Raw genomic sequence first — 19083 nt, 5'->3', positions numbered from 1 at the left:
TCTGACCGTTCCACCCTGAGTGATCGCTGACGTGCGGTCGAGCCTGTCAAGCGGGCGTGACGGGCTCGGTTCCGGTGGGTTTCCCCCGCGTTACCCGGCGCGGGCCGGCCCCTCCCGCCGGGCCGGCCCGACCGGTCAGACCCCAGCGTAGGCGGGCTGCTCGCCGGCGTGGCCGGCCGCGACCCGCGGGTCGCCGGCCCGGGCCGCCGGCCGGCGGGCGCCGCGCAGGTATACGGCCCAGGTGACCAGCGAGCAGAGGGCGTAGAAGGCGAGGAAGGCGGCGAAGGCGCGCACCCCGGAACCGGTGGCCAGGAAGGACTGCCGGAAGGCGAGGTTGATGCCGAGGCCGCCGAGCGCGCCGACCGCGCCGATCAGCCCGATGGCCGCCCCGGAGAGCCGGCGCCCGTAGGCCGCGGCGCGCTCCCCGGTCAGCCCGCGCGCCAGCGCCTTGGCGTGGTAGATCCCCGGGATCATCTTGTAGGTCGAACCGTTCCCGACGCCGCTCAGCGTGAACAGCGCGATGAAGCCGACCAGGAAGACCGGCAGCGACTCGGCGCGCGAGGCGGCGATCACCACCCCGGTGGCCACCGCCATCCCCAGGAAGGTGACCAGGGTGATCCGGGCGCCGCCGAACCGGTCCGCCCAGAAGCCGCCCAGCGGCCGCACCAGCGAGCCCAGCAGCGGCCCGAGGAAGGTGACGGAGGCGGCCTGCAGCGGGGTCCGGTCGAACTGGGTCTGGAGCACCAGCCCGAAGGCGAAGCTGTAGCCGATGAACGAGCCGAAGGTGCCGACGTAGAGGAACGACATGATCCAGGTGTGCGCGTCCCGGACCGACTCCCGGGCGGCCCCGGTGTCGTTGGTGACCGGCGCCAGGTTGTCCATGTGCCGCCAGGCCAGCACGGTGGCCAGCACGATCAGCGGCGTGTAGGCGGCCAGCAGCACCCGGGGGCTGCCGTCGCCCGCGGTGGCGATCACCAGCAGGCCGGCCAGCTGCACCACCGGCACCCCGATGTTGCCGCCGCCCGCGTTCAGGCCCAGCGCCCAGCCCTTCTTCCGCAGCGGGAAGAACGCGTTGATGTTGGTCATCGAGGAGGCGAAGTTCCCGCCGCCGACCCCGGTCAGGACCGCCACCAGCAGGAACGTGGTGTACGAGGTGCCCGGCTCCAGCACCAGCCAGGCGGCGCCGGTGGGCAGCAGCAGCATGGCGGCGGAGAAGACGGTCCAGTTCCGCCCGCCGAAGCGGGCCACCGCGAAGGTGTAGGGCACCCGGACCACCGCGCCGACCAGGGTGGCGGTCGAGACCAGGAAGAACTTGCCGGCCGCGTCGATCCCGTACTCGTCGCCCATGAAGAGGACCAGCACCGACCAGAACGACCAGACGGAGAAGCCGATGTGCTCGGACAGGATGGAGAACGCGAGGTTCCGTCGGGCGATCGGCTCCCCCCTGGTCCGCCAGAACTCCTCGTTCTCCGGTTCCCACTCCTCGATCCAGCGCCCACCCCGGCGGGTGGCCGTGGACCTGACGTCGTCTGACATGGCGCCTCCAGCGCGGTGCGGTGGGTCGTGGGAACGACGCTAGGAACACCGCGATTCCGCGCTGTTGGCAGCAGGTGACACCGACGAAACCTTGGGCTCACCCGCTCCGGCGCGCGACGGTGAGCGCGCGCCCCGGCGGTCGAACAGACGCCCCGCGTGCCGGCGGCCGACCAGTCAGCACGCGCCCGTGCGCCGCCGCGCACGGACCGGCCCCGCGCGCCCCGGCGGTCAGCCCGGCGCGCCCAGCTGGCCGGGGATCGGGGACGGCCCCAGGTGGGTGCTCCTGGGCGGCATCCCGGCGCCGCTGGCCGCGCCCGCCCAGATCTGGTCCCAGGTGGGCGCCGGCAGGATCAGCCCCACCTCGTCCGGCGCCGGGTAGTGACTCGTGTAGCGCGGCGCCGGCGCCAGCTGCTGGTCCTCGCAGAGCGCCGGGATCAGCACGTGGTCGCTGATCGCCGCCGGCAGCTCGACCCACTCGGCCGGCAGCGTCCGCAACCGGCCGGCCAGCGCGGCCGGCGAGATGTCCGACAGCCCCCAGGTCCGGCCCTGCCCGGTCAGCAGGTAGGTGCCGGGCCGCGGCACCGGCCGCCGCACCGAGGGCAGCTCCCGCACCCGGGCGATCCGGCCGGCCGCCCGCACCGCCCGCTCCAGGTCGAGGCCGGGCACCACCCGGTGGGTCGCCGCCAGCGTCAACGGGTAGCGGCGGTAGTCCACCACCAGCGCCAGCAGCCGGTCGCCCACCGCGCCCGGGTGCACCCGGTGCAGCCGCCTGGCGGCCTCCAGCCGGTGGTGACCGTCGGCCAGCAGCAGCGGGGGCAGCGCCGGCGGGTCGAGGGTCCAGGACACGTCGCACGCCCAGAGCCGTTGCAGGCCGCCCTCCGGGATCAGCACCTCCTGGTCGGCGGGCCGCCGGACGGTCTCCTCGACACAGGCGTGGAAGGCGCCCAGGTCGTGCGCGGCCAGCAGCAGGGGCTCGACGCTGCCGCCGCGTTCCTTCAGGAGTCGGGTCTGGTGCCGGACCGCGTTCTCGCCGACCCGCTGGTGCCGGAGCACATGTCCGCTCTCCACTCCGTGCAGGGCCAACGCGCCCACCACACCGCGCTGTTCGACGGTACCGACCGGGTCCATGCGTTCCAGCACGTAGTAACTGGCCCGGCCCAGGGGCCGGCTGAGGACGCCGTGAAAGGGGAGCAGTAGATCCGTGCGCGGCGCCGGGGTCTCCGGCGTGACCAGCGGACGGGACAGCTCAGGCAGCAGAGTGCTCCTCCTCGTTCGAGGACACGGGCACCACGACCGGCCGCAGGGCGTCCTGGGCCTTTCTGAGGACGGCTTCCAACTCCGGTGGTCCGTCGGTCACCGCGGTGACGCAGCCATGTCCGGCGACCCGGCTGGTGGTCTCCGGAACATGGCCGCCCAACGGGACGGAGATCTCGACGCCCGTGACCCCGGGCAGCGCCAACGCCTCGTCGATCCCGTCCACCGCGACCAACACTCCGGGGGGGAGTCGCAGTTGACGGATTCCGGCGTAGCGTTCCCGGGGCTGGTCGATGGGTGGGGGGAGATGCAGGGCCGAGGCGATGGTCAACGCGGCCAGGTCGATCCCCCGGGCCAGCAACAGCAGGTCACTGATCCGTTCGTCGCCCGGGTGGGCGTGGGACTCGACCAGCCGCGGTCCGGCCGGGGTGAGGATCACCTCGGTCTGCGACGGTCCGCTGCGGTGGCCCGCCGTGTTGAGCGTGGCGACCACCAGTTGGTGGATCTGGGTCGTGGTCTCCGGGTCCAGCTCCGCCGGCAGGTCGTAGCCCGTCTCCCGATCCGCCGCGACCCCGGAGGCGGAGGGGTACTTCCGGGACACGGCCAACACGGTGTGCGCGCCGGCCCGCGAGTGGGCCGTCACGCTGTACTCCGGCCCTTCGAGGAACTCCTCGACGATCAGGGCCGGTTCCGGGGGGAGTCCGGCGGCCAGGAACGCCACGTCCGCCACGTCACGCAGCAGATGGACGTCCTGACCGCCGAACCCGGTGCGTGGCTTGGCCACGCACGGGAAGCCGACGCGCAGGGCGGCGGCCTCCAACCGCGCGGCACGGTCACAGTGCTCGAACCGGACGGGGGCACCGGTGAGCTGGTTGACCTTGCCGCGCAGGGCCGCCTTGTCCGTGAGGTACGCGACGGCCGCATGGGGGTTGCCGGGAAAGCGAAGGGCCTCGTTCGCGCGGGCCGCCGCGAGGGCGCTGGCCTCGGCGAATCCGAAGACGGAGATCCTGGCCGGGAGGTCGCCGAGATGACCGATGGACATCATCAACCGCGAGTGGTCGCGCCACTCCACGGTCATGGCCTCATCGGCCGCCTCGACCGCCTCCCGGACACCGGGCTTCGAAAGGTCAGGGGCGAGGACCAGGGTGCTGGCGCCAACGGCGCTGGCCGCCTCGACCACCGAGCGTCGCGGGCTGAGCAGCACCGCCAGGGGCGCCGATGGCTTGGTCATGCCGCCCTCGCTGCGTCCACCGACCCTCCGAAGACCTGATCAGGCCCAGATGTTCCCCGTCGTGACGGCGGCCTGGCTCGTGCTGGACTCGACACCGGAGCCCTGAGCGGTGGCGACCCCACCGGCCACAGCCACGACGGCAAGGGCTGCGATAAGGCTGAGAGCAAACTTCTTCACGGGTTCCCTCTTCCGTGTCCACATAGACGAACATGAGTGGCATGCTGGCGCAATCATGCTCACGAGCATTCACGGAGAAGTCGATAGAGTCACTGTGGCATCATCTCGCCTGTCAAGTTGACGCCAAGGGGCTGGCCGACGTCGTTCGAGGAAGAAGAGCGTGCACGAATCCGGCGAAATAGACGCAGCGGCGACCCGAGTTTACCGGCTCCGCGTGATCCATCCCACAGATTCTGTGAGTCAGATCGCGACCCGCGCCGGATTGACCGAGGACGAGGTCAACACGGCCGAGGAGCGGCTCTTCACACTCGGTCTGCTGCGCACCTCGCCGAGCGGCGGACGCGTCGCCATCAGCCCGGAGAGCGCCGCTGACGCCCTGTTGGCCCCGCTGGAACAGGACATCCTCCAGCGCCGGATCGCGATGGCCGCCACCAGGGCAAGGTTGCACGCCCTCTCCGGGGACTACCTGGAGGCCCGCTCGATGCGCTCGGCCAAGAGCAGCATCGAGGTGGTCGAGGGCATCGAGAACATCCGCGCCGTCATCGACGACCTCGCCCGCACCTGCACCGAGTCCCTCGACGCCCTCGTCCCCGGCGGCGGCCAGCCCGAGGGCGCCATCCGCGCGGCCACCCCGCTGGACCTGGAGATGCTGGAACGTGGTGTGAAGACGCGCATGCTCTTCCAGCACACGGCCCGCAAACACCGGGCCACGGTGGTCTACGGCGGCACCCTGATCTCGGCCGGCGCCCAGGTACGCAGCGTGAGCGTGCTGCCGTCCCGGATGCTGATCTACGACGCGGGCTGCGCGGTGCTGCCGATCGACCCGCTGCACACCGCGGCCGGCGTGGCCCTGGTCCGGGCCCCGGCGGTGCTCAACTTCCTGCAACAGCTCTTCGAGCACTACTGGGACCGGGCGATCGACTTCGCCGAGGAGGACCAACGTTCCGGCAGCGAACCGTCCGACGTCGAGCGGGATGTCCTGGTCCTGATGGCGGCCGGCAAGAAGGACGAGGCCATCGCGCACCAACTCGGCATGTCGCCACGGTCGGTGAGCCGGATCGTGGCCCGGCTGATGGAACGCCTGGGCGCGGACAGCCGGTTCCAGGCGGGCGCCCGCGCGGCGCTGCACGGCTGGCTCTCCTGACCACCGGGGCCGACGGGGCCGACGGGGCCGACGCCACCGCACCACCCCGGGCCGCCCACCCCGACGGCCCCGGCGATCCCGGCGGCCCCGACGCCTCCGCGAGGCGGACGTGGCGCACCGAGGCACGGCGGCCCCCAGACCCCAGCAGCGAAGGGACGGCAGACCCGATGACCGACCGCCGGACGGACACGGCGACCAGACGCCCGGCGGAGCCGGCGCCCCGCCGGGTCCCGGACGTGCTGATCGAGCAGGAGGACACGGTGATCGAGCAGCAGATCGACGCCGCCACCGTGCGCGTCTACCAGTTACGGGCCACGCACCCCACCGACCAGGCCGGCCGGCTGGCCGCCCGGGCCGGGCTGACCCCGGACGAGGTGCGCGCGGCGGAACGCCGGCTCTCCCGACTCGGCCTGCTGCAACCGTCGCCCGGCGGCGGCTGGGTGGCGATCAACCCGGAGAACGCGGCCGAGGGCCTGCTGGCCCCGATCGAGAGCGACATCCTCCGCCAGCGGGTGGCGATGGCCGCCACCAGGGAACGGCTGCACGCCCTCTCCGGGGACTACCTGGAGGCCCGCTCGATGCGCTCCGCCAAGAGCAGCATCGAGGCCGTCGAGGGCATCGAGAACATCCGCGCCGTCATCGACGACCTCGCCCGCACCTGCACCGAGTCCCTCGACGCCCTCGTCCCCGGCGGCGGCCTCAGCGGCGCGGCCCTGCGCGCCGCCGCCCCCCTCGACCTCGAGCTGCTCAAGCGCGGGGTCCGCATCCGGTCGCTCTTCCAGCACAGCGCGCGCCGCCACCGGGCCACCGCGCACCACGTGGAACGCATCACCGCCGCCGGCGCCGAGGTGCGCACCGCGGGGGTGCTGGGCTCCCGACTCCAGATCTACGACGGCGAGGTCGTGGTCGTGCCGCTGCGGCCGGAGGACTCGGCCGCCGGCGTCGCGCTGGTCCGCGACCCGTCGGTGGTCGGCTACGCCAGCCAGTTCTTCCAGCTCAGCTGGGACGACGCGCTGGACTTCGACGGCCCGACGGGCGACGGCGGACCGGACGAGACCACGGCCGCGCCGAACGAGGCACCGATCGGCCAGGAGCGGGACGTGCTGCTGATGATGGCCGCCGGCCTGTCCAACGACGAGATCGCGGACCGGCTGGGCGTCTCCCAGCGCTCGGTCAGCCGGGTGGTGGCCCACCTGATGGACCGCCTGAACGCGACCAACCGCTTCCAGGCCGGCGTCGAAGCCGCCTCCCTGGGCTGGCTCACCAACTGACCCGCCCGGCCCGGCGCACGGCCCGCCGGCCACCGCTCCCGGTCGAAACCGCCTCCCCGGAGATCCGGCACCGGTCTGCCGGAGCCCGACCGGGCAGGCGGCGGCGCCGACCGGCCCCGCCGGGGAGCGGATCCACCCGGTCCGCCGCCGGCCGAGTCCGATGCCGGCCACCGCGCCGGCGCCGACCGGCGGTGCGGCGCGCTCAGCGGCGGGTCAGGAAGTCGGCGGCCACCGGCCCCGCGTCCCGACCGCCGGAGCCGCCGTCCTCCAGCACCACGGCGAACGCCAGGTCGTCCGCGCCGAGATAGCCGATCATCCAGGCGTGGGTGGCCAACTCGCCGTCCTCGTCCTGGAACTCGGCGGTGCCGGTCTTGGCATGCGGCTCGCCCGGCACCCCGGCCAGGGCCGAGGCCGAGCCCTCGGTCACGGTGGCCCGCATCAGGCCGGCCAGCGCGTCCAGCGTCTCCGCCGACAGCTCGCCCCCGGCCTGGTGCGGGGACTCCACCGCCGCCGGCACCAGCACCGGCTGGTGGAAGCCGCCCGCCGCGACCGTGCCGGCGACGGAGGCCATCACCAGCGGACTGGCCTGCACCTGGTGCTGGCCTATCAGCGAGGCGGCCAGCTCGTTGGGCTCCGCCGTGGCGGGCACCGAGCCGTCGAAGGTGGCCGCCCCGACCTCCCAGGCGCCGCCGACGCCGAAGCTCTCCGCCACCCCGGCCAGCGAGTCGTGCTCGAAGCGGTCCAACTGCTCGATGAACGCGGTGTTGCAGGACGCGGTGAAGGCCTCCCGCAGGCTGGTGTCGGGACCCAGCTCGAACTCGCCCTGGTTTTCGAAGCGTTGGCCGTTGACCGTGACATAGCGCGGGCAGCCGAGCGCGTCGTCCACCGCTGTGCCGCTCTCCAGCAGGTGGGCCGCGCTGAGTATCTTGAAGGTGGAACCGGGCGCCAACTGGCCCTCCAGGGACCGGGCGAAGCCGTCCACCGGGGTGTCGGCGGCCGCCAGCACCTCGCCGGTTGAGGGCCGCAGCGCCACGATCGACCCCGCGCTCTCCGCCTCGGCCAGCGCCTCCTCGGCCGCCCGCTGGGTGGCCGGGTCGAGCGTGGTCACCACCGCCTGGCCCGGCTCCCCCGCCTCCTCCAGAAGGGTCCGCACCGCCTCCCCCGACTCCCGGTCGGCGACCACCAACTCGGCGCCCGGCGTGCCGGCGAGCACGTCCTGGTATCTGGCCTGCAGCCCCGAGGCGCCCTCCCCGGTCTCCGGGTCGACGGCACCGACCACCGCGCGGGCCGCCAGCGCCAGCGTCCGCTCCTCCTCGGCGAACTGGAGGCCCGGCACCGCGCCCAACTCCTCGGCGTGCTCGGCGTAGACCTCGTCCCGCAGGGTGACCACCGGGACCGCCTGGTCCGGCTCGGCCTCGGCCACCCGCTCGGCCAGCGCCGCCACGTCTATCCCCGCGTCCAACTCCGCCAGCACGTCCCAGGCCCGCTCCTCGTCGGTGAGCTGGGCCGGCCATATGCTCACCCGCCACACGGCGCCCTGGCCGGCGACCGGGGTCTCGTCGGCGGCCAGCAGCGGCGCCCGCTCGGCCGGCCGCACCGAGTTGACCAGCGTCTCCCCCTCGGCCAACTCGGGGTGCGCCAGCGCCGACTCCCAGCGCAGCCGCCACCCCGAGCCGTCGCCCGGCAGCGCGACCGCCACGCTGTCCCAGACGACCTCGCCCAGCCCGGGCAGCAGGAAGCGGGCCGTGAAGCCCACCGCCCGCGCGTCGTCGGGGGCGTCCGCCGGCCGGTCGACCGGGCCCGTCACCTCGAAGGAGACCTCCTCGGGCGCGGTGTTGGTCCGCACCGAGTCGAGCAGCGACTCGGCGGCGGCGGGATCGTCGGTCAGCTCGGCGGCCGCCGCCAACTCCCCGTCCGCCCAGGCGTCGAGGAAGCGCTGGGTCACCGCGCGGGCCCGCTCCGCCCCCTCGTCCTCCCCACCGCCCCGCAACAACAGCACCGCCACCACCGCGAGCACCGTCACCACGGCGGCGGCACCGATCAGCGTGACCCGTTGGGTCCACCAACTTCCGTTCGCTCGCACGGAAGTCCACCTCGATCCGCTGTTCGCCATGTCGCGACCCTACCGGGCGCCACTGACAAAAGACCGGCTAACGCTCTAGACCGGCCGACATCACCGGGAAACAGTCCTGATCAACTCCGGTCGGACGGCGGCGAGTAGCGAAAGCACGCCGAGCGGCCGGCCGAAATCCGACCTGGGCAAGGCGGGCGGAGCAAGCGGGGCCGACGGCCGCCGACGGCCGGACGGCGGGTCCGGACATGACGAGGCCCCGGCCGGGAAACCCGGGCCGGGGCCTTGTGCACCTGGTGTGACCAGGCACGGAGCAGTGGAGATGGCGGGAATCGAACCCGCGTCCAACGAAGCAGAAGGAGGGCTTCTCCGAGCGCAGTCCGCTACGAGTTTCTCGGCCCCGGAGATCACGCGGACAAGTCTCCGACGGGCTCAGTCACTGTTTGTTGTCCCGTACACCCCCGTGACCGGAGTGGACGGTGAGTCCCCTAGCTGATGCCAGGACCCGGGACGGGAACAAGCCCGGACTGACACCTCACGCTCGCTGCTCAGGCAGCGAGGGCGAAGGAATCGCGCTTGGTATTGGCGATTATTTTTTTGCGGCATATGGTTAACGAGATCATTACCGCTTCCTCGGCTCGCTTCCCCTGCTTCAACATTCGCTGTCGAAACCGATCATCCCCATGTTGAGTTAACAAACGAACCGTGATGGGCATTCCCCGAAGACGCCTCTGGCGGCTGCCGGGGACCACCCGCACGACCCGTGCGTGTGCTCCGTCGTCCAGTGTAGCGCGGCCGGGCCGGACGTGCCCCGGGTTTCTCAGCCGCGCTGCCGCCGGCGGACGGCCGAGACCGCCCGCTCCGCGTCCCTGCGGTCCTGCTTCTCCCGCAGCGTCTGCCGCTTGTCGTACTCGCGCTTGCCCCTGGCCAGCCCGATCTCGACCTTCGCCCGCCCGTTGACGAAGTACAGCGACAGCGGCACCAGCGTGAGCCCGCTCTCCTGCAGCTTGCCGATCAGCTTGTCGATCTCCGAGCGGTGCAGCAGCAGCTTGCGCTTGCGCCGGGCGCTGTGGTTCGTCCAGGTGCCCTGCGCGTACTCCGGGATATGCACATTGTGGAGATACGCCTCGGCACCGTCGATCTGACCGAAGCCGTCGACCAGCGAGGCCCGGCCGGCGCGCAGCGACTTCACCTCGGTGCCGGTGAGCACCAGACCGCATTCGTACGTATCCAGAATGTGGTAGTCGTGCCGCGCGCGCTTGTTCTGTGCGATGAGTTTGCGACCCTTTTCCTTAGCCATGGCCCGGCAAGTCTACCCACCGCCACGCCGGCGACCTAGGCGTTTCCGGAGAGGCCGTCGAGCACCGTGCCGGCCTCCGCCAGCGGGTCGGCCCCCGGGCTCACCACCAGGTCGGGGACGATCCCGTCCTGGTCCACGGTCCGCCCGGACGGGGTCACGTAGTGGCCGACGGTCAGCTCGGCCACCGAACCGTCCGGCTGCTCGCTGGGCATCTGCACCGTGCCCTTGCCGAAGGTCCGCTGCCCCACGGTGACCGCGCGGTTACGGTCCTGGAGGGCGCCGGTGAACATCTCGGCCGAACTCATGGTGCCGCCGTCCACCAGCACCACCAGCGGGGTGTCCGTGTCACCGCCGGGGGGCGCGTGCAGGGCGCGCTCCTCGCCGTGCACGTCGTAGGTGGCGACCAGCCCGCCGTCCAGGAAGACGGCGGCCGCGTCGGCCGCCTCCCCCAGCAGCCCGCCCGCGTTCCCGCGCAGGTCGAGCACGATGCCGTGGCCGTCCGGCACCTCGGCGACGGCCTCCCTGAGCAGCTCGGCCGAGCCCCGGGTGAAGGAGCGCAGCACGATGTGGGTGACCGCGTCGCCGCGCTCGGCGACCACCACGTTCCGCAGCGTGAGCCTGGCCCGTTCGACCGACAGCTCCCACCGCCGGCCGTCCCGCGCCAGCCCCAGCTCGACCGTGCTGCCGGGCCCGGCGCGCTCCGGCTGGTCGCTGCCGCGCAGCCGGCTGACCACGTCGGTGACCGGGCCGCCGGCCAGCGGGACCCCGTCGATGGCGCGGATCTCGTCGCCCGGCTCGATGCCGGCCCGCTCGGCGGGGCTGTCGGCGTGCACCTCGTTGACCTCGATCCGACCGTCCGCGGTGCGCAGGACCGCTATGCCGGTGCCGACGTACTCCCCTTCGAGGCCGCTGCGCAGCCGCTCGTACTCCTCCGCGGTGTAGGCGGCCGACCAGCGGTCTCCGCTGCGGCTCACCAGCCGTCTGGCGTCGTCGATCTCCTCGCCGGGGCGCGGCTGCTCCTCGCCGCCGCCCCCGGGACCGGTACCCGAGGCCAGCACCGCCGGGTCGGCACCGTCGGCCGCCTCCGGCCAGGAGCCGGTCGCGGCACCCGCCACCAGCACCCCGGTGAAGACGGCCGCCAGGGCCACACCGCGCCGGACGCTCCGGGACGAACCACGGTGAGACGGACGTGACATGGTGCGGAGTGTAGGACATCCCCGGCGGGCGCACGGTAGTGGGCAGGGTGACGCACGCCGGGGATAGATCACACTCGGATCACACCTTCAGGTACTTGTACAAAGCGAAGAATGCTGCAAGGGCCGGCATCGCGATGCCGGTCACCAACACGTAGGGCAGCACCGAGAGAACCGCGTCCCAGCCGACGAAGTCGATCACCGGGATGCGTTCGGCCAGGAAACCGTCGATCCCGAGGTAGACGCCGACCAGGAGGAGACAGGCGAAGAGCGCGCCCAACAGTCCCGCGATGGTGGCCTCCAGGATGAACGGCAGCTGGATGTAGAAGCTGGAGGCGCCCACCAGCCGCATGATCCCGGTCTCCCGGCGGCGGCTGAAGGCGGAGACCCGGACCGTGTTCACGATCAGCAGCACCGCCACCACCAGCATCAGCATCATCAGCCCGACCGCGGCGATGTTCACGCCGTTCAACAGGTTGAACAGGTTCTCCAGCAGCGAGCGTTGGTCGGTCACCGACTGCACGCCCTCGCGGCCGGCGAAGGCGGAGGAGATCACCTCGTACTTGGTGGGATCGTGCAGCTTGACCCGCAGCGACTCCTGCATCTGGTCGGGGGTCACCACCGCGGCGAACGGCGAGTCAGCCTGCTGCTCCTGGTAGCGCTCGTAGGCCTGGTCGGCGGTCTCGTGGTGGACCTCCTCGACCAGCGCGAGGTCCTCCAACTCGGCCCAGATCTCGTCCCGCTGCTCCGCGGTCGCCGGCCCGCGGGAGCAGGCGGCGTCGGTCTCCGCGTCGACCTCGTTGCAGAGGAAGATCGACACCTCGACCCGGTCGTACCAGAAGTCCTCCATGCTGTTGACCTGCGCACGGGCCAGCAACGCGCCGCCGAGCAGGGCCAGGGAGAGGGCGACCGAGACGATCACCGCGAAGGTCATGGTGAGGTTCCGACGGAGACCGACCCCGATCTCCGAGAGGACGAAGTGGGCGCGCATGGCGTCCTTTCCGTGGTCGAGTCAGTGCTGGTAGCCGTAGACACCGCGGGTCTGGTCACGCACCAACCGACCGCGTTCGAGTTCGATCACACGCTTACGCATCTGGTCCACGATCTGGGCGTCGTGGGTCGCCATGACGACCGTGGTGCCCGTGCGGTTGATGCGGTCGAGCAGCTTCATGATGCCGACCGAGGTCTGCGGGTCCAGGTTGCCGGTCGGCTCGTCCGCGATCAGCAGCAGCGGCCGGTTGACGAACGCCCGGGCGATGGCGACGCGTTGCTGCTCACCACCGGACAGCTCGCCGGGCATCCGGTCGTCCTTGCCGCCGAGACCCACCAGGTCGAGCACCTCGGGCACCGTCTTGCGGATCTGACCCCGCGGCTTGCCGATCACCTCCAGCGCGAAGGCGACGTTCTCCCCCACCGTCTTGTTGGGGAGCAGCCGGAAGTCCTGGAAGACGGTGCCGAGTTGGCGCCGCACCTGGGGGACCTTCCAGTTGGAGAGCCGGCCGAGGTCCTTGCCGAGCACATGCACCGTGCCGGTGCTCGCCCGCTCCTCCCGCAGCAACAGCCGCAGGAAGGTGGACTTCCCCGAGCCCGAGGAGCCCACCAGGAAGACGAACTCGCCACGTTCGACCTCCAGCGAGACGCCGCTGAGGGCCGGCGCCTGCTGCCGGGGATAAGTCTTGGAGACGTTGTCGAATCGAATCATGGTTACACCAAGTCGGGACTGGGTACGTGCAGGAGGTTCCTCCTTGCTTGGCAGACCCTACGCGAAGCGCCGCGCGGCCCGCAGTCAGTGCCCGCCGCGCCACCCCTCTTGTCCGTTCTTGGTGGGGTTGCGCGCCCGCCGGCGGCCCTCCTCGTGCGCGTACCGGCGCCGTGCCTGGCACAGTGGAGAGCGTGGGGGAACGAGAGGAGACGATCGCATGACCGCCGACTGGCTGGTGTGCGCCAACTGCGCGGGCCGGGTGAGCGAGGGCCGGTGCGCGGTGTGCCGCGCCGAGCTGGCCCGGCTGCGCCAGGAACGCGGCCCCTGGGCGGCGCTGGGCCTCCAGGGCGCGCTGCTCGCGCTGCTGCTTGGCCTGGCGGCCGTGGCGCTGCTGGTGGCCCGCCCGGCCTGACGCCGGGCCGGGTCCGCCGGACGGAGACGGGCCCGGAACGACAATGCGTTCCGGGCCCGTTACTCTGTGCGCTTGCAAGCGCCTACCCCGCGGTTCAGGCGGTGGCGGCACCCTTGTTGATCAGACGCGGCAGGTAGCGGAAGCCCACCCCACCGGCGATCATGGTGGCGGCGCCGATGATCAGCAGCGTCTCGTTGGTGGAGGAACCGGTCTCGGCCAGCTCGCCCCGCTCCTCCTCAGCCGGGACCTCCGTCTCGGTCAGGTCCTCGGTGGGAGTGTCCTGCTCGATTGGGCTGCTGCCGCCCTGGGTGTCGGGCTCCAGACCACCGCTGGTGGTTCCACCCTCGGTGACACCCTGCGGGCCGTCGCCGCCGTCGTCACCGTCGGTGTCGCCCTCGTTCGCCCCCTCGTTGGCGCCCTCGTTGGTGCCCTCGTTGGTGCCTTCGTTGGCGCCCTCGTTGGTGCCTTCGTTGGTGCCTTCGTTGGCCCCTTCGTTGGCGCCCTCGTTCGCACCCTCGTTGGCGCCCTCGTTGGCACCCTCGTTCGCGCCTTCGTTGGCGCCCTCGTTGGTGCCTTCGTTGGCCCCTTCGTTGGCGCCCTCGTTCGCGCCTTCGTTGGCGCCCTCGTTGGCACCCTCGTTCGCGCCTTCGTTGGTGCCCTCGTTGACGCCCTCGTCGGTGCCTTCGTTGGCGCCCTCGTTCTCGCCCTCGGTGTCACCCTCGGAAGCACCCTCGACGAGGCCGAGGATCCCGCCGTCGCTCCCCTCGATGACGCCGACGATGCTGGCATCCCCCGGGGTGTTGGCCGCCGGCTTGGCCGCGTTGTTGCTCGCGGACGCGGTACCGACCACGGCGAGCGAAGCGCCCGCCGCGAACACCGCGGCCGCGGCGATGCGCGCCACGTTGGCCCGGGTCTTGGGACTGGCCATCTATCCACTACCCCCTGTAGCTATTGGGTTATGACGGGTATCCCTCACAGTGTCCCGTCAATGGGGCAGCCTCACGCAAGGGCAGCGGAAGTGCGGTGGGGGCTTGCTTTCACTCTCACGCGCCCCTTGCGCAACTCGCACCCACGGATCACAGGCATGCCGAGTGAACAGCCTTCCCGTTGAAGGCATCCGAGTCAAGCAGGATGTCCGCTAAGTGGCCCGGGAAGAGAAGAAGTTGTGTGAAGGTTACTTCTCGTGCTGTTTACGCCACCGGATTCCGGCTTCGAGGAAGTCATCGATATCCCCGTCCAACACGCCCTGCGGGTTTCCGACTTCGTGTTCGGTACGCAGGTCCTTGACCATCTGGTACGGCTGGAGAACGTAACTGCGCATCTGGTTGCCCCAGGAGTTCCCCCCGTCGCCCTTGAGCGCGTCCATCTTGGCCTGCTCCGCCGCCCGTTGGTGGGCGAGCAGCCGGGCCTGGAGGACGCGCATCGCGGCGGCGCGGTTCTGGATCTGGGACTTCTCGTTCTGACAGGAGACCACGATGCCGGTCGGCAGGTGGGTGAGCCGGACCGCGGAGTCCGTGGTGTTGACCGACTGGCCGCCCGGGCCCGAGGAGCGGAAGACGTCCACCCGGATCTCGTTCTCCGGGACCTCGATGTGGTCGGTCTGCTCCACCACGGGCAGCACCTCGACGCCGGCGAAGGAGGTCTGGCGGCGGCCCTGGTTGTCGAACGGGGAGATCCGCACCATCCGGTGGGTGCCCTGCTCGACGGAGAGCGTGCCGTAGGCGTAGGGGGCCTTGACCGTGAAGGTGGTGGACTTGATGCCCGCCTCCTCCGCGTAGGAGGTGTCGAGCACCTCGGTCGGGTACCCGCGGCGCTCGGCCCAGCGCAGGTACATCCGCTGGAGCTGCTCCGCGAAGTCCGCCGCGTCCACCCCGCCGGCCTCGGCGCGGATGCTGACCATGGCCTCCCGCGGGTCGTACTCGCCGGAGAGCAGCGTGCGCACCTCCAGCTCGTCCACCGACTTGCGCACCGAGGCCAGCTCCGCCTCGGCCTCCCGGCGCGCGTCCGCGTCGCTCTCGGCCTCGGCCAGCTCGAAGAGGACCTCCACGTCCTCGATCCGGCTGTGCAGCTCCTCGATCTTGCGCAGCTGGGCCTGGAGCAGCGACAGCCGGCTGGTCACCCGCTGGGCGCTCTCCGGGTCGTCCCACAGGGTCGGGGCCGCGGCCTGCTCTTCGAGCTGGGCGATGTCGGCCCGCAACCGGTCGAGGTCGATCACGGCCTCGATGGACTCCATGGTGGAGGAGAGGGACTTCAGCGCTTCGGAAACATCGACGACTGCCACCCCCCCAGCGTAACCGCTGGCGTCCGGGACGACCGGCCCCCGGACCGCCCGATCCCGGCGAGCGGGACCGGGCGGCGGCCCGAGCGGCGGTCCGGACGGCCCTCAGCTGGTCGGCGGGCCCTCGACGACGGCGATCTCGGCCGCCGGGGCGCGGCCGTCGCCACCTTCCTCGGCCGGGCCGTCGGCCCCGCCGCCGGACGAGAGCAGCCAGCCGACCAGCGCGGCCAGCACGGCCGCGCCGGCCACCGTCACGGCCAGCCGGCGGCGCCGCCGGGCGCCGGCGGTGCTGTGGCGCGCGGAACCGGCGCGTGGCTGGCCGGGCGCGCGGGGCGCACGTGCCGTACCGTGCGCGCCGCCGGCCAGCTCGTCGGCGTCCGGCACCCGCATCCTCGTGTGCGTGGCCCGCTCGGAGTCCGGCGCGGCGCCCCGCACCAGCGGCACGGCGGCCCTGGCGGGCGCGGCCGAGACCAGCTCCTCGTCGGCCGGCCGCTCCCGCTCCTCGTCCAGCGTGGGGTCGCCGAGGTCCAACGGCGGCAGGCCGCGGAGCGCGGGGTACAGCTCCCGCAGCCGGGAGGCCAGCTCGGCGGCGCGCAGCCGGGAGGCCGGGGCCTTGGCCAGGCACTGCTGCATCAGCTCCCACAGCTCGTCGGGGAGCCCCGGCAGGGCGGCGACCTGCTCCGTGACCTGGCGGCGCAGCACCGCGCCCGGGTGCCCGCCACCGAACGGGGTGAAGCCGGCCAGCAGCTCGTAGAGCACGGTGACCAGGGCGTAGATGTCGACGGCCGCGCGCGGCGGCAGGCCCTCGACGATCTCCGGGGCCATGTAGTCGGGCGTGCCGACCACCCCGGACTTGCCGCCGTGCCGCGGCTCGTCGATCAGCTTGGCGACCCCGAAGTCGGTGAGCAGCGCGCGCGGTTGCTCGCCCGAGGTGTCGAGCAGGATGTTCTCCGGCTTGACGTCCCGGTGCACGATGCCGGCCGCGTGCGCCACGGCCAGGCCGCTGGCCACGCCGGCGGTGATGGCCACCGCCTCGGCCGGGGCCAGCCGGCGTTCGCGGGTCAGGTGGGTGCGCAGGTCGGGGCCGCGCACCAGGTCCATTACCAGCGCGATCTCGCCGCCGGCGCCGTCGCCGGCGGGCGGCCCGTCGGCCGGGCCCGCCGCGGCGGCCGACCCGGCGCCGGTCTCGCCGGACGGGACGACCAGCTCCCGGACACCGACGATGTGCGGGTGTTCGAGGCCGAGCAGCGCGTGCCGTTCGTGGGCGAAGCGCTCGGCCAGATCGGGGTCGGCGGCGAGATCCTCCCGGAGCAGTTTGATCGCGACGGGGCCGTCCGGGCCCTCTCCGAGCCACACCGTTCCGGCGCTGCCGCGGCCGAGCACACGGTGGGCGGTGTAGTGGCTGCCGATGTTCCGTGCCATGGCGTGAGGCTACGACGCGGCTCTGTCACCCACCGCCCCGGAGCGTCGGCCTTGTCCGGGTTTGCTGCGATGTCCGGTCGAAATTATCTGACAGGAAGTCGATAAATCGCCGAGGTCATCAGGGAGTTGACGGCTACTTCCGGCCGGTGTGCCGACTTCTCGACCGCCGTTCGGCGATCTTCCCCGACGGTGTCGATCGCATTCGACGACGTGACCCGTCGGGGCATTCGTTATTACGGCAGGTTGTCCTGGATCTCCTCGACGTTCTGTCCCGCTTCCTCGATCAGGCCGAGCTTCTCGCGGATGTCGTCGAACCAGTCGGTCACCGTGTTCCAGAAACTCCTGCCGTCCGCGATCCAGTCCTGGAGCGGCGTGAAGTTCCAGACCAGAAAGCCGATCACGACCAGAATCAGCACCATGAAGAGACAGCCCTTGAGACAGCCCAGCCCCGGAATGCGCATCGGGTTGGCGCCGCGGGACCGGCCACGCGGCTCCCGCTCGGGCCGCGGCTCGGCCGAGCGGCGCGGCGCCGGCTCCTGGTAGGGCGGCGGCACCGGCGGCTGGTACTGCTGCGGCTGCTGGTACTGCTGCTGTTGGTACTGCTGGGGCGGGGGCGGCGCCGGCTGGTAGCGCTGCTGGGGCTGCTGCGCCGGGTAGCCGTAGCCGTCCTGGGGCGGCGGCTGCGGCTGGCGCTGCGCCGGGCGGCGCTGCGGGCGCCGCTGCGGCGCGCGGTGCAGCGGGTCCTGGGCCGGCTGCACGGGCTGCACCCGGGTCGGCTCGTTCCGGTCCCGGGCGGCACGCATCTGGTCCCCCCAGGGGTGGGGGTCCTCCGGCTGCGGGCGCACCGGGTCCTGCGCCGGCAGGGCGCGGGTGGTGTTCAGCTCGTCGTCCGCGCCGGGGCCAGCGCCGGTGCTGGGCAGCACGCTGGTGGCCGCGTTGGGGTCGAAGCCGCCGTCCGCCGGGCCGTCGCCCTCGCTCCTGGACCCGCCGGGCAGCACCTGGGTCGGCTCGGCCGAGCCGTCCGGGCCGAGCCCGGTGCCCGCCACCTTGACCGGGGCGGACGCCGGCAGCAGCAGCGCGCCGACGCCCAGGGCCGCGTTCCGCTGTTCCGGGGTGGCGTTCTCGTTGATGCCGGCGGCGACGGTGCGCAGCGCGCGGGCCAGGCTGGCCGCCGCCGGGCGCTCGCCGGGCGACTTGCGCAGACAGCGCTCGATCACCGTCCACAGCGGACCCGGCACGCCGTCCGGGCGGCGCGGTGCCTCCGTGATGTGCCGCTGGAGCACCTGGAGGGTGTTGCCGCCGCCGAACGGCGGCTGCCCGGTGATCAGTTCGTAGAGCAGGATGCCGGCGCCGTAGATGTCGACGGCCGAGGTCTGCTCGCGGCCCTCGGCGGACTCGGGGGCGACGTAGGAGGGCGTGCCGACGAACTCGTGGGCCCGGGTGACCCCGGGCGTGTCGGCGAGCCTGGCGATGCCGAAGTCGGTGAGCATCGGGCGCAGCGGCTGGCCGTCCTGGCCGCCGGCGAGCAGCACGTTGGCCGGCTTCAGGTCCCGGTGCACGATGCCCTTGTCGTGCGCGGCGCCCAGCGCGTCGGCGATCTGGGCGGTGAGCAGGGCGGCGCCGACCGGGGTCATCGGGCCGTTCTCGTAGAGGTGGCGATGCAGGTCGGGGCCGTCGATCAGGTCCATCACCAGGGCTATCAGCTCACCCTCGACCACCAGGTCGCGGGTGCGCACGATGTTGGCGTGGTTGGCGGCGGCGAGCCGCAGCAGGACGGAGCGCTCGCGCAGGAAGCGCATCACCACGTCCGGATCGTGGGCCAGCTCCTCCTTGAGGATCTTGACGGCCACCAGCTCGCCCGGCTCTCCCTGGACCGCCGCGTCCGCCCCGGCGGCCTCGCGCTGGCGACCGCGCCAGACGGTGCCCGTGGCACCGCGTCCGAGCGGCTCCTCAAGCAGGTACTTGCTGCCTACCGGCCGCACGCTAGCTCCCTGATGCTTCGCAGATGGTGACGGGACCCGACGCCCCTACTGTAGTGCCGCACTGTAATGCCGCCGGGTGACATCGGGATGGCGGCCGGCGGCCCGGCCCT

General features: G+C 72.4%; 15 protein-coding genes and 1 other RNA gene. 3 read left to right on the top strand and 13 right to left on the bottom strand.

Annotated elements, in window-relative coordinates; translation table 11 throughout:
* Positions 1 to 135: 135 nt before the first annotated feature.
* The 3 genes from RM844_RS16345 to RM844_RS16335 all read right to left on the bottom strand — a co-directional run bounded on the left by RM844_RS16345 (position 136) and on the right by RM844_RS16335 (position 4021).
* A complete protein-coding gene (locus RM844_RS16345) occupies positions 136 to 1536 on the bottom strand; it encodes a nitrate/nitrite transporter (protein ID WP_311667936.1) in 1401 nt (466 codons plus the stop codon).
* Between the two features lie 228 nt (positions 1537 to 1764).
* Positions 1765 to 2676 (bottom strand): DUF1015 family protein, encoded by a 912-nt coding sequence (locus RM844_RS16340; RefSeq protein WP_394814524.1) that lies wholly within the window; start codon positions 2674 to 2676, stop codon positions 1765 to 1767.
* Positions 2677 to 2782: 106 nt separating this feature from the next.
* Positions 2783 to 4021 carry an ATP-grasp domain-containing protein gene (locus RM844_RS16335; RefSeq protein WP_311667935.1) on the bottom strand — a complete coding sequence of 413 codons (1239 nt, stop codon included), beginning with the start codon at positions 4019 to 4021 and terminating at the stop codon, positions 2783 to 2785.
* 412 nt (positions 4022 to 4433) lie between these two features.
* Here RM844_RS16335 and RM844_RS16330 point away from each other — a divergent pair, with 412 nt between their 5' ends.
* Positions 4434 to 5342, top strand: coding sequence for a helix-turn-helix transcriptional regulator (locus RM844_RS16330; RefSeq protein WP_311667934.1), 909 nt, complete (start codon positions 4434 to 4436; stop codon positions 5340 to 5342).
* 167 nt (positions 5343 to 5509) lie between these two features.
* On the top strand, positions 5510 to 6613 hold the full coding sequence (locus RM844_RS16325) for a helix-turn-helix transcriptional regulator (RefSeq protein ID WP_311667933.1): 1104 nt from the start codon (positions 5510 to 5512) through the stop codon (positions 6611 to 6613).
* Positions 6614 to 6815: 202 nt separating this feature from the next.
* On the opposite strand, the gene RM844_RS16320 is transcribed toward RM844_RS16325, so the two are convergent.
* The 6 genes from RM844_RS16320 to ftsE form a co-directional block, all read right to left on the bottom strand.
* Complete coding sequence (locus tag RM844_RS16320) at positions 6816 to 8696, bottom strand: penicillin-binding transpeptidase domain-containing protein (RefSeq protein ID WP_311667932.1); 1881 nt, start codon at positions 8694 to 8696, stop codon at positions 6816 to 6818.
* Between the two features lie 302 nt (positions 8697 to 8998).
* Positions 8999 to 9367: a transfer-messenger RNA gene (gene ssrA, locus RM844_RS16315) on the bottom strand.
* Positions 9368 to 9504: 137 nt separating this feature from the next.
* Positions 9505 to 9984 (bottom strand): SsrA-binding protein SmpB, encoded by a 480-nt coding sequence (smpB, locus tag RM844_RS16310; RefSeq protein WP_311667931.1) that lies wholly within the window; start codon positions 9982 to 9984, stop codon positions 9505 to 9507.
* A 35-nt stretch (positions 9985 to 10019) separates the two neighbouring features.
* Positions 10020 to 11180, bottom strand: coding sequence for a S41 family peptidase (locus RM844_RS16305; protein ID WP_311667930.1), 1161 nt, complete (start codon positions 11178 to 11180; stop codon positions 10020 to 10022).
* 79 nt (positions 11181 to 11259) lie between these two features.
* A complete protein-coding gene (gene ftsX, locus RM844_RS16300; RefSeq protein WP_311667929.1) occupies positions 11260 to 12168 on the bottom strand; it encodes a permease-like cell division protein FtsX in 909 nt (302 codons plus the stop codon).
* Positions 12169 to 12189: 21 nt separating this feature from the next.
* The gene (gene ftsE / locus RM844_RS16295) at positions 12190 to 12879 is read right to left on the bottom strand and encodes a cell division ATP-binding protein FtsE (protein ID WP_311667928.1); all 690 of its coding nucleotides are present in this window, start codon (positions 12877 to 12879) and stop codon (positions 12190 to 12192) included.
* A 217-nt stretch (positions 12880 to 13096) separates the two neighbouring features.
* Between ftsE and RM844_RS16290 the strand changes: the two genes are divergently transcribed.
* Positions 13097 to 13291 (top strand): hypothetical protein, encoded by a 195-nt coding sequence (locus RM844_RS16290; RefSeq protein ID WP_311667927.1) that lies wholly within the window; start codon positions 13097 to 13099, stop codon positions 13289 to 13291.
* Between the two features lie 94 nt (positions 13292 to 13385).
* Here the strand turns inward: RM844_RS16290 and RM844_RS33745 are convergent, their stop codons facing one another.
* The 4 genes from RM844_RS33745 to RM844_RS16270 all read right to left on the bottom strand — a co-directional run bounded on the left by RM844_RS33745 (position 13386) and on the right by RM844_RS16270 (position 18973).
* Positions 13386 to 14219: an LPXTG cell wall anchor domain-containing protein gene (locus tag RM844_RS33745; RefSeq protein ID WP_311667926.1), complete on the bottom strand. Its 834-nt coding sequence runs from the start codon at positions 14217 to 14219 to the stop codon at positions 13386 to 13388.
* 246 nt (positions 14220 to 14465) lie between these two features.
* Positions 14466 to 15572 carry a peptide chain release factor 2 gene (gene prfB / locus RM844_RS16280; protein ID WP_311667925.1) on the bottom strand — a complete coding sequence of 369 codons (1107 nt, stop codon included), beginning with the start codon at positions 15570 to 15572 and terminating at the stop codon, positions 14466 to 14468.
* A gap of 102 nt (positions 15573 to 15674) precedes the next feature.
* Positions 15675 to 16991, bottom strand: a complete 1317-nt coding sequence (locus tag RM844_RS16275) for a serine/threonine-protein kinase (protein ID WP_311667924.1) — start codon at positions 16989 to 16991, stop codon at positions 15675 to 15677.
* Positions 16992 to 17224: 233 nt separating this feature from the next.
* Positions 17225 to 18973: a serine/threonine-protein kinase gene (locus RM844_RS16270; protein WP_311667923.1), complete on the bottom strand. Its 1749-nt coding sequence runs from the start codon at positions 18971 to 18973 to the stop codon at positions 17225 to 17227.
* Positions 18974 to 19083 lie beyond the last annotated feature (110 nt).

This window comes from Streptomyces chisholmiae (assembly GCF_031845445.1).
Lineage (GTDB): Bacteria > Actinomycetota > Actinomycetes > Streptomycetales > Streptomycetaceae > Streptomyces > Streptomyces chisholmiae.
This window is presented reverse-complemented; position numbering and strand designations above follow the sequence as displayed.

Bases quoted from the DNA above. Each gene is read 5' to 3' on its own strand.
- RM844_RS16345 (WP_311667936.1), bottom strand. From the start codon at position 1,536: ATGTCAGACGACGTCAGGTCCACGGCCACCCGCCGGGGTGGGCGCTGG.
- RM844_RS16335 (WP_311667935.1), bottom strand. From the start codon at position 4,021: ATGACCAAGCCATCGGCGCCCCTGGCGGTGCTGCTCAGCCCGCGACGC.
- RM844_RS16325 (WP_311667933.1), top strand. From the start codon at position 5,510: ATGACCGACCGCCGGACGGACACGGCGACCAGACGCCCGGCGGAGCCG.
- smpB (WP_311667931.1), bottom strand. From the start codon at position 9,984: ATGGCTAAGGAAAAGGGTCGCAAACTCATCGCACAGAACAAGCGCGCG.
- RM844_RS16305 (WP_311667930.1), bottom strand. From the start codon at position 11,180: ATGTCACGTCCGTCTCACCGTGGTTCGTCCCGGAGCGTCCGGCGCGGT.
- ftsX (WP_311667929.1), bottom strand. From the start codon at position 12,168: ATGCGCGCCCACTTCGTCCTCTCGGAGATCGGGGTCGGTCTCCGTCGG.
- ftsE (WP_311667928.1), bottom strand. From the start codon at position 12,879: ATGATTCGATTCGACAACGTCTCCAAGACTTATCCCCGGCAGCAGGCG.
- RM844_RS16290 (WP_311667927.1), top strand. From the start codon at position 13,097: ATGACCGCCGACTGGCTGGTGTGCGCCAACTGCGCGGGCCGGGTGAGC.
- RM844_RS33745 (WP_311667926.1), bottom strand. From the start codon at position 14,219: ATGGCCAGTCCCAAGACCCGGGCCAACGTGGCGCGCATCGCCGCGGCC.
- RM844_RS16275 (WP_311667924.1), bottom strand. From the start codon at position 16,991: ATGGCACGGAACATCGGCAGCCACTACACCGCCCACCGTGTGCTCGGC.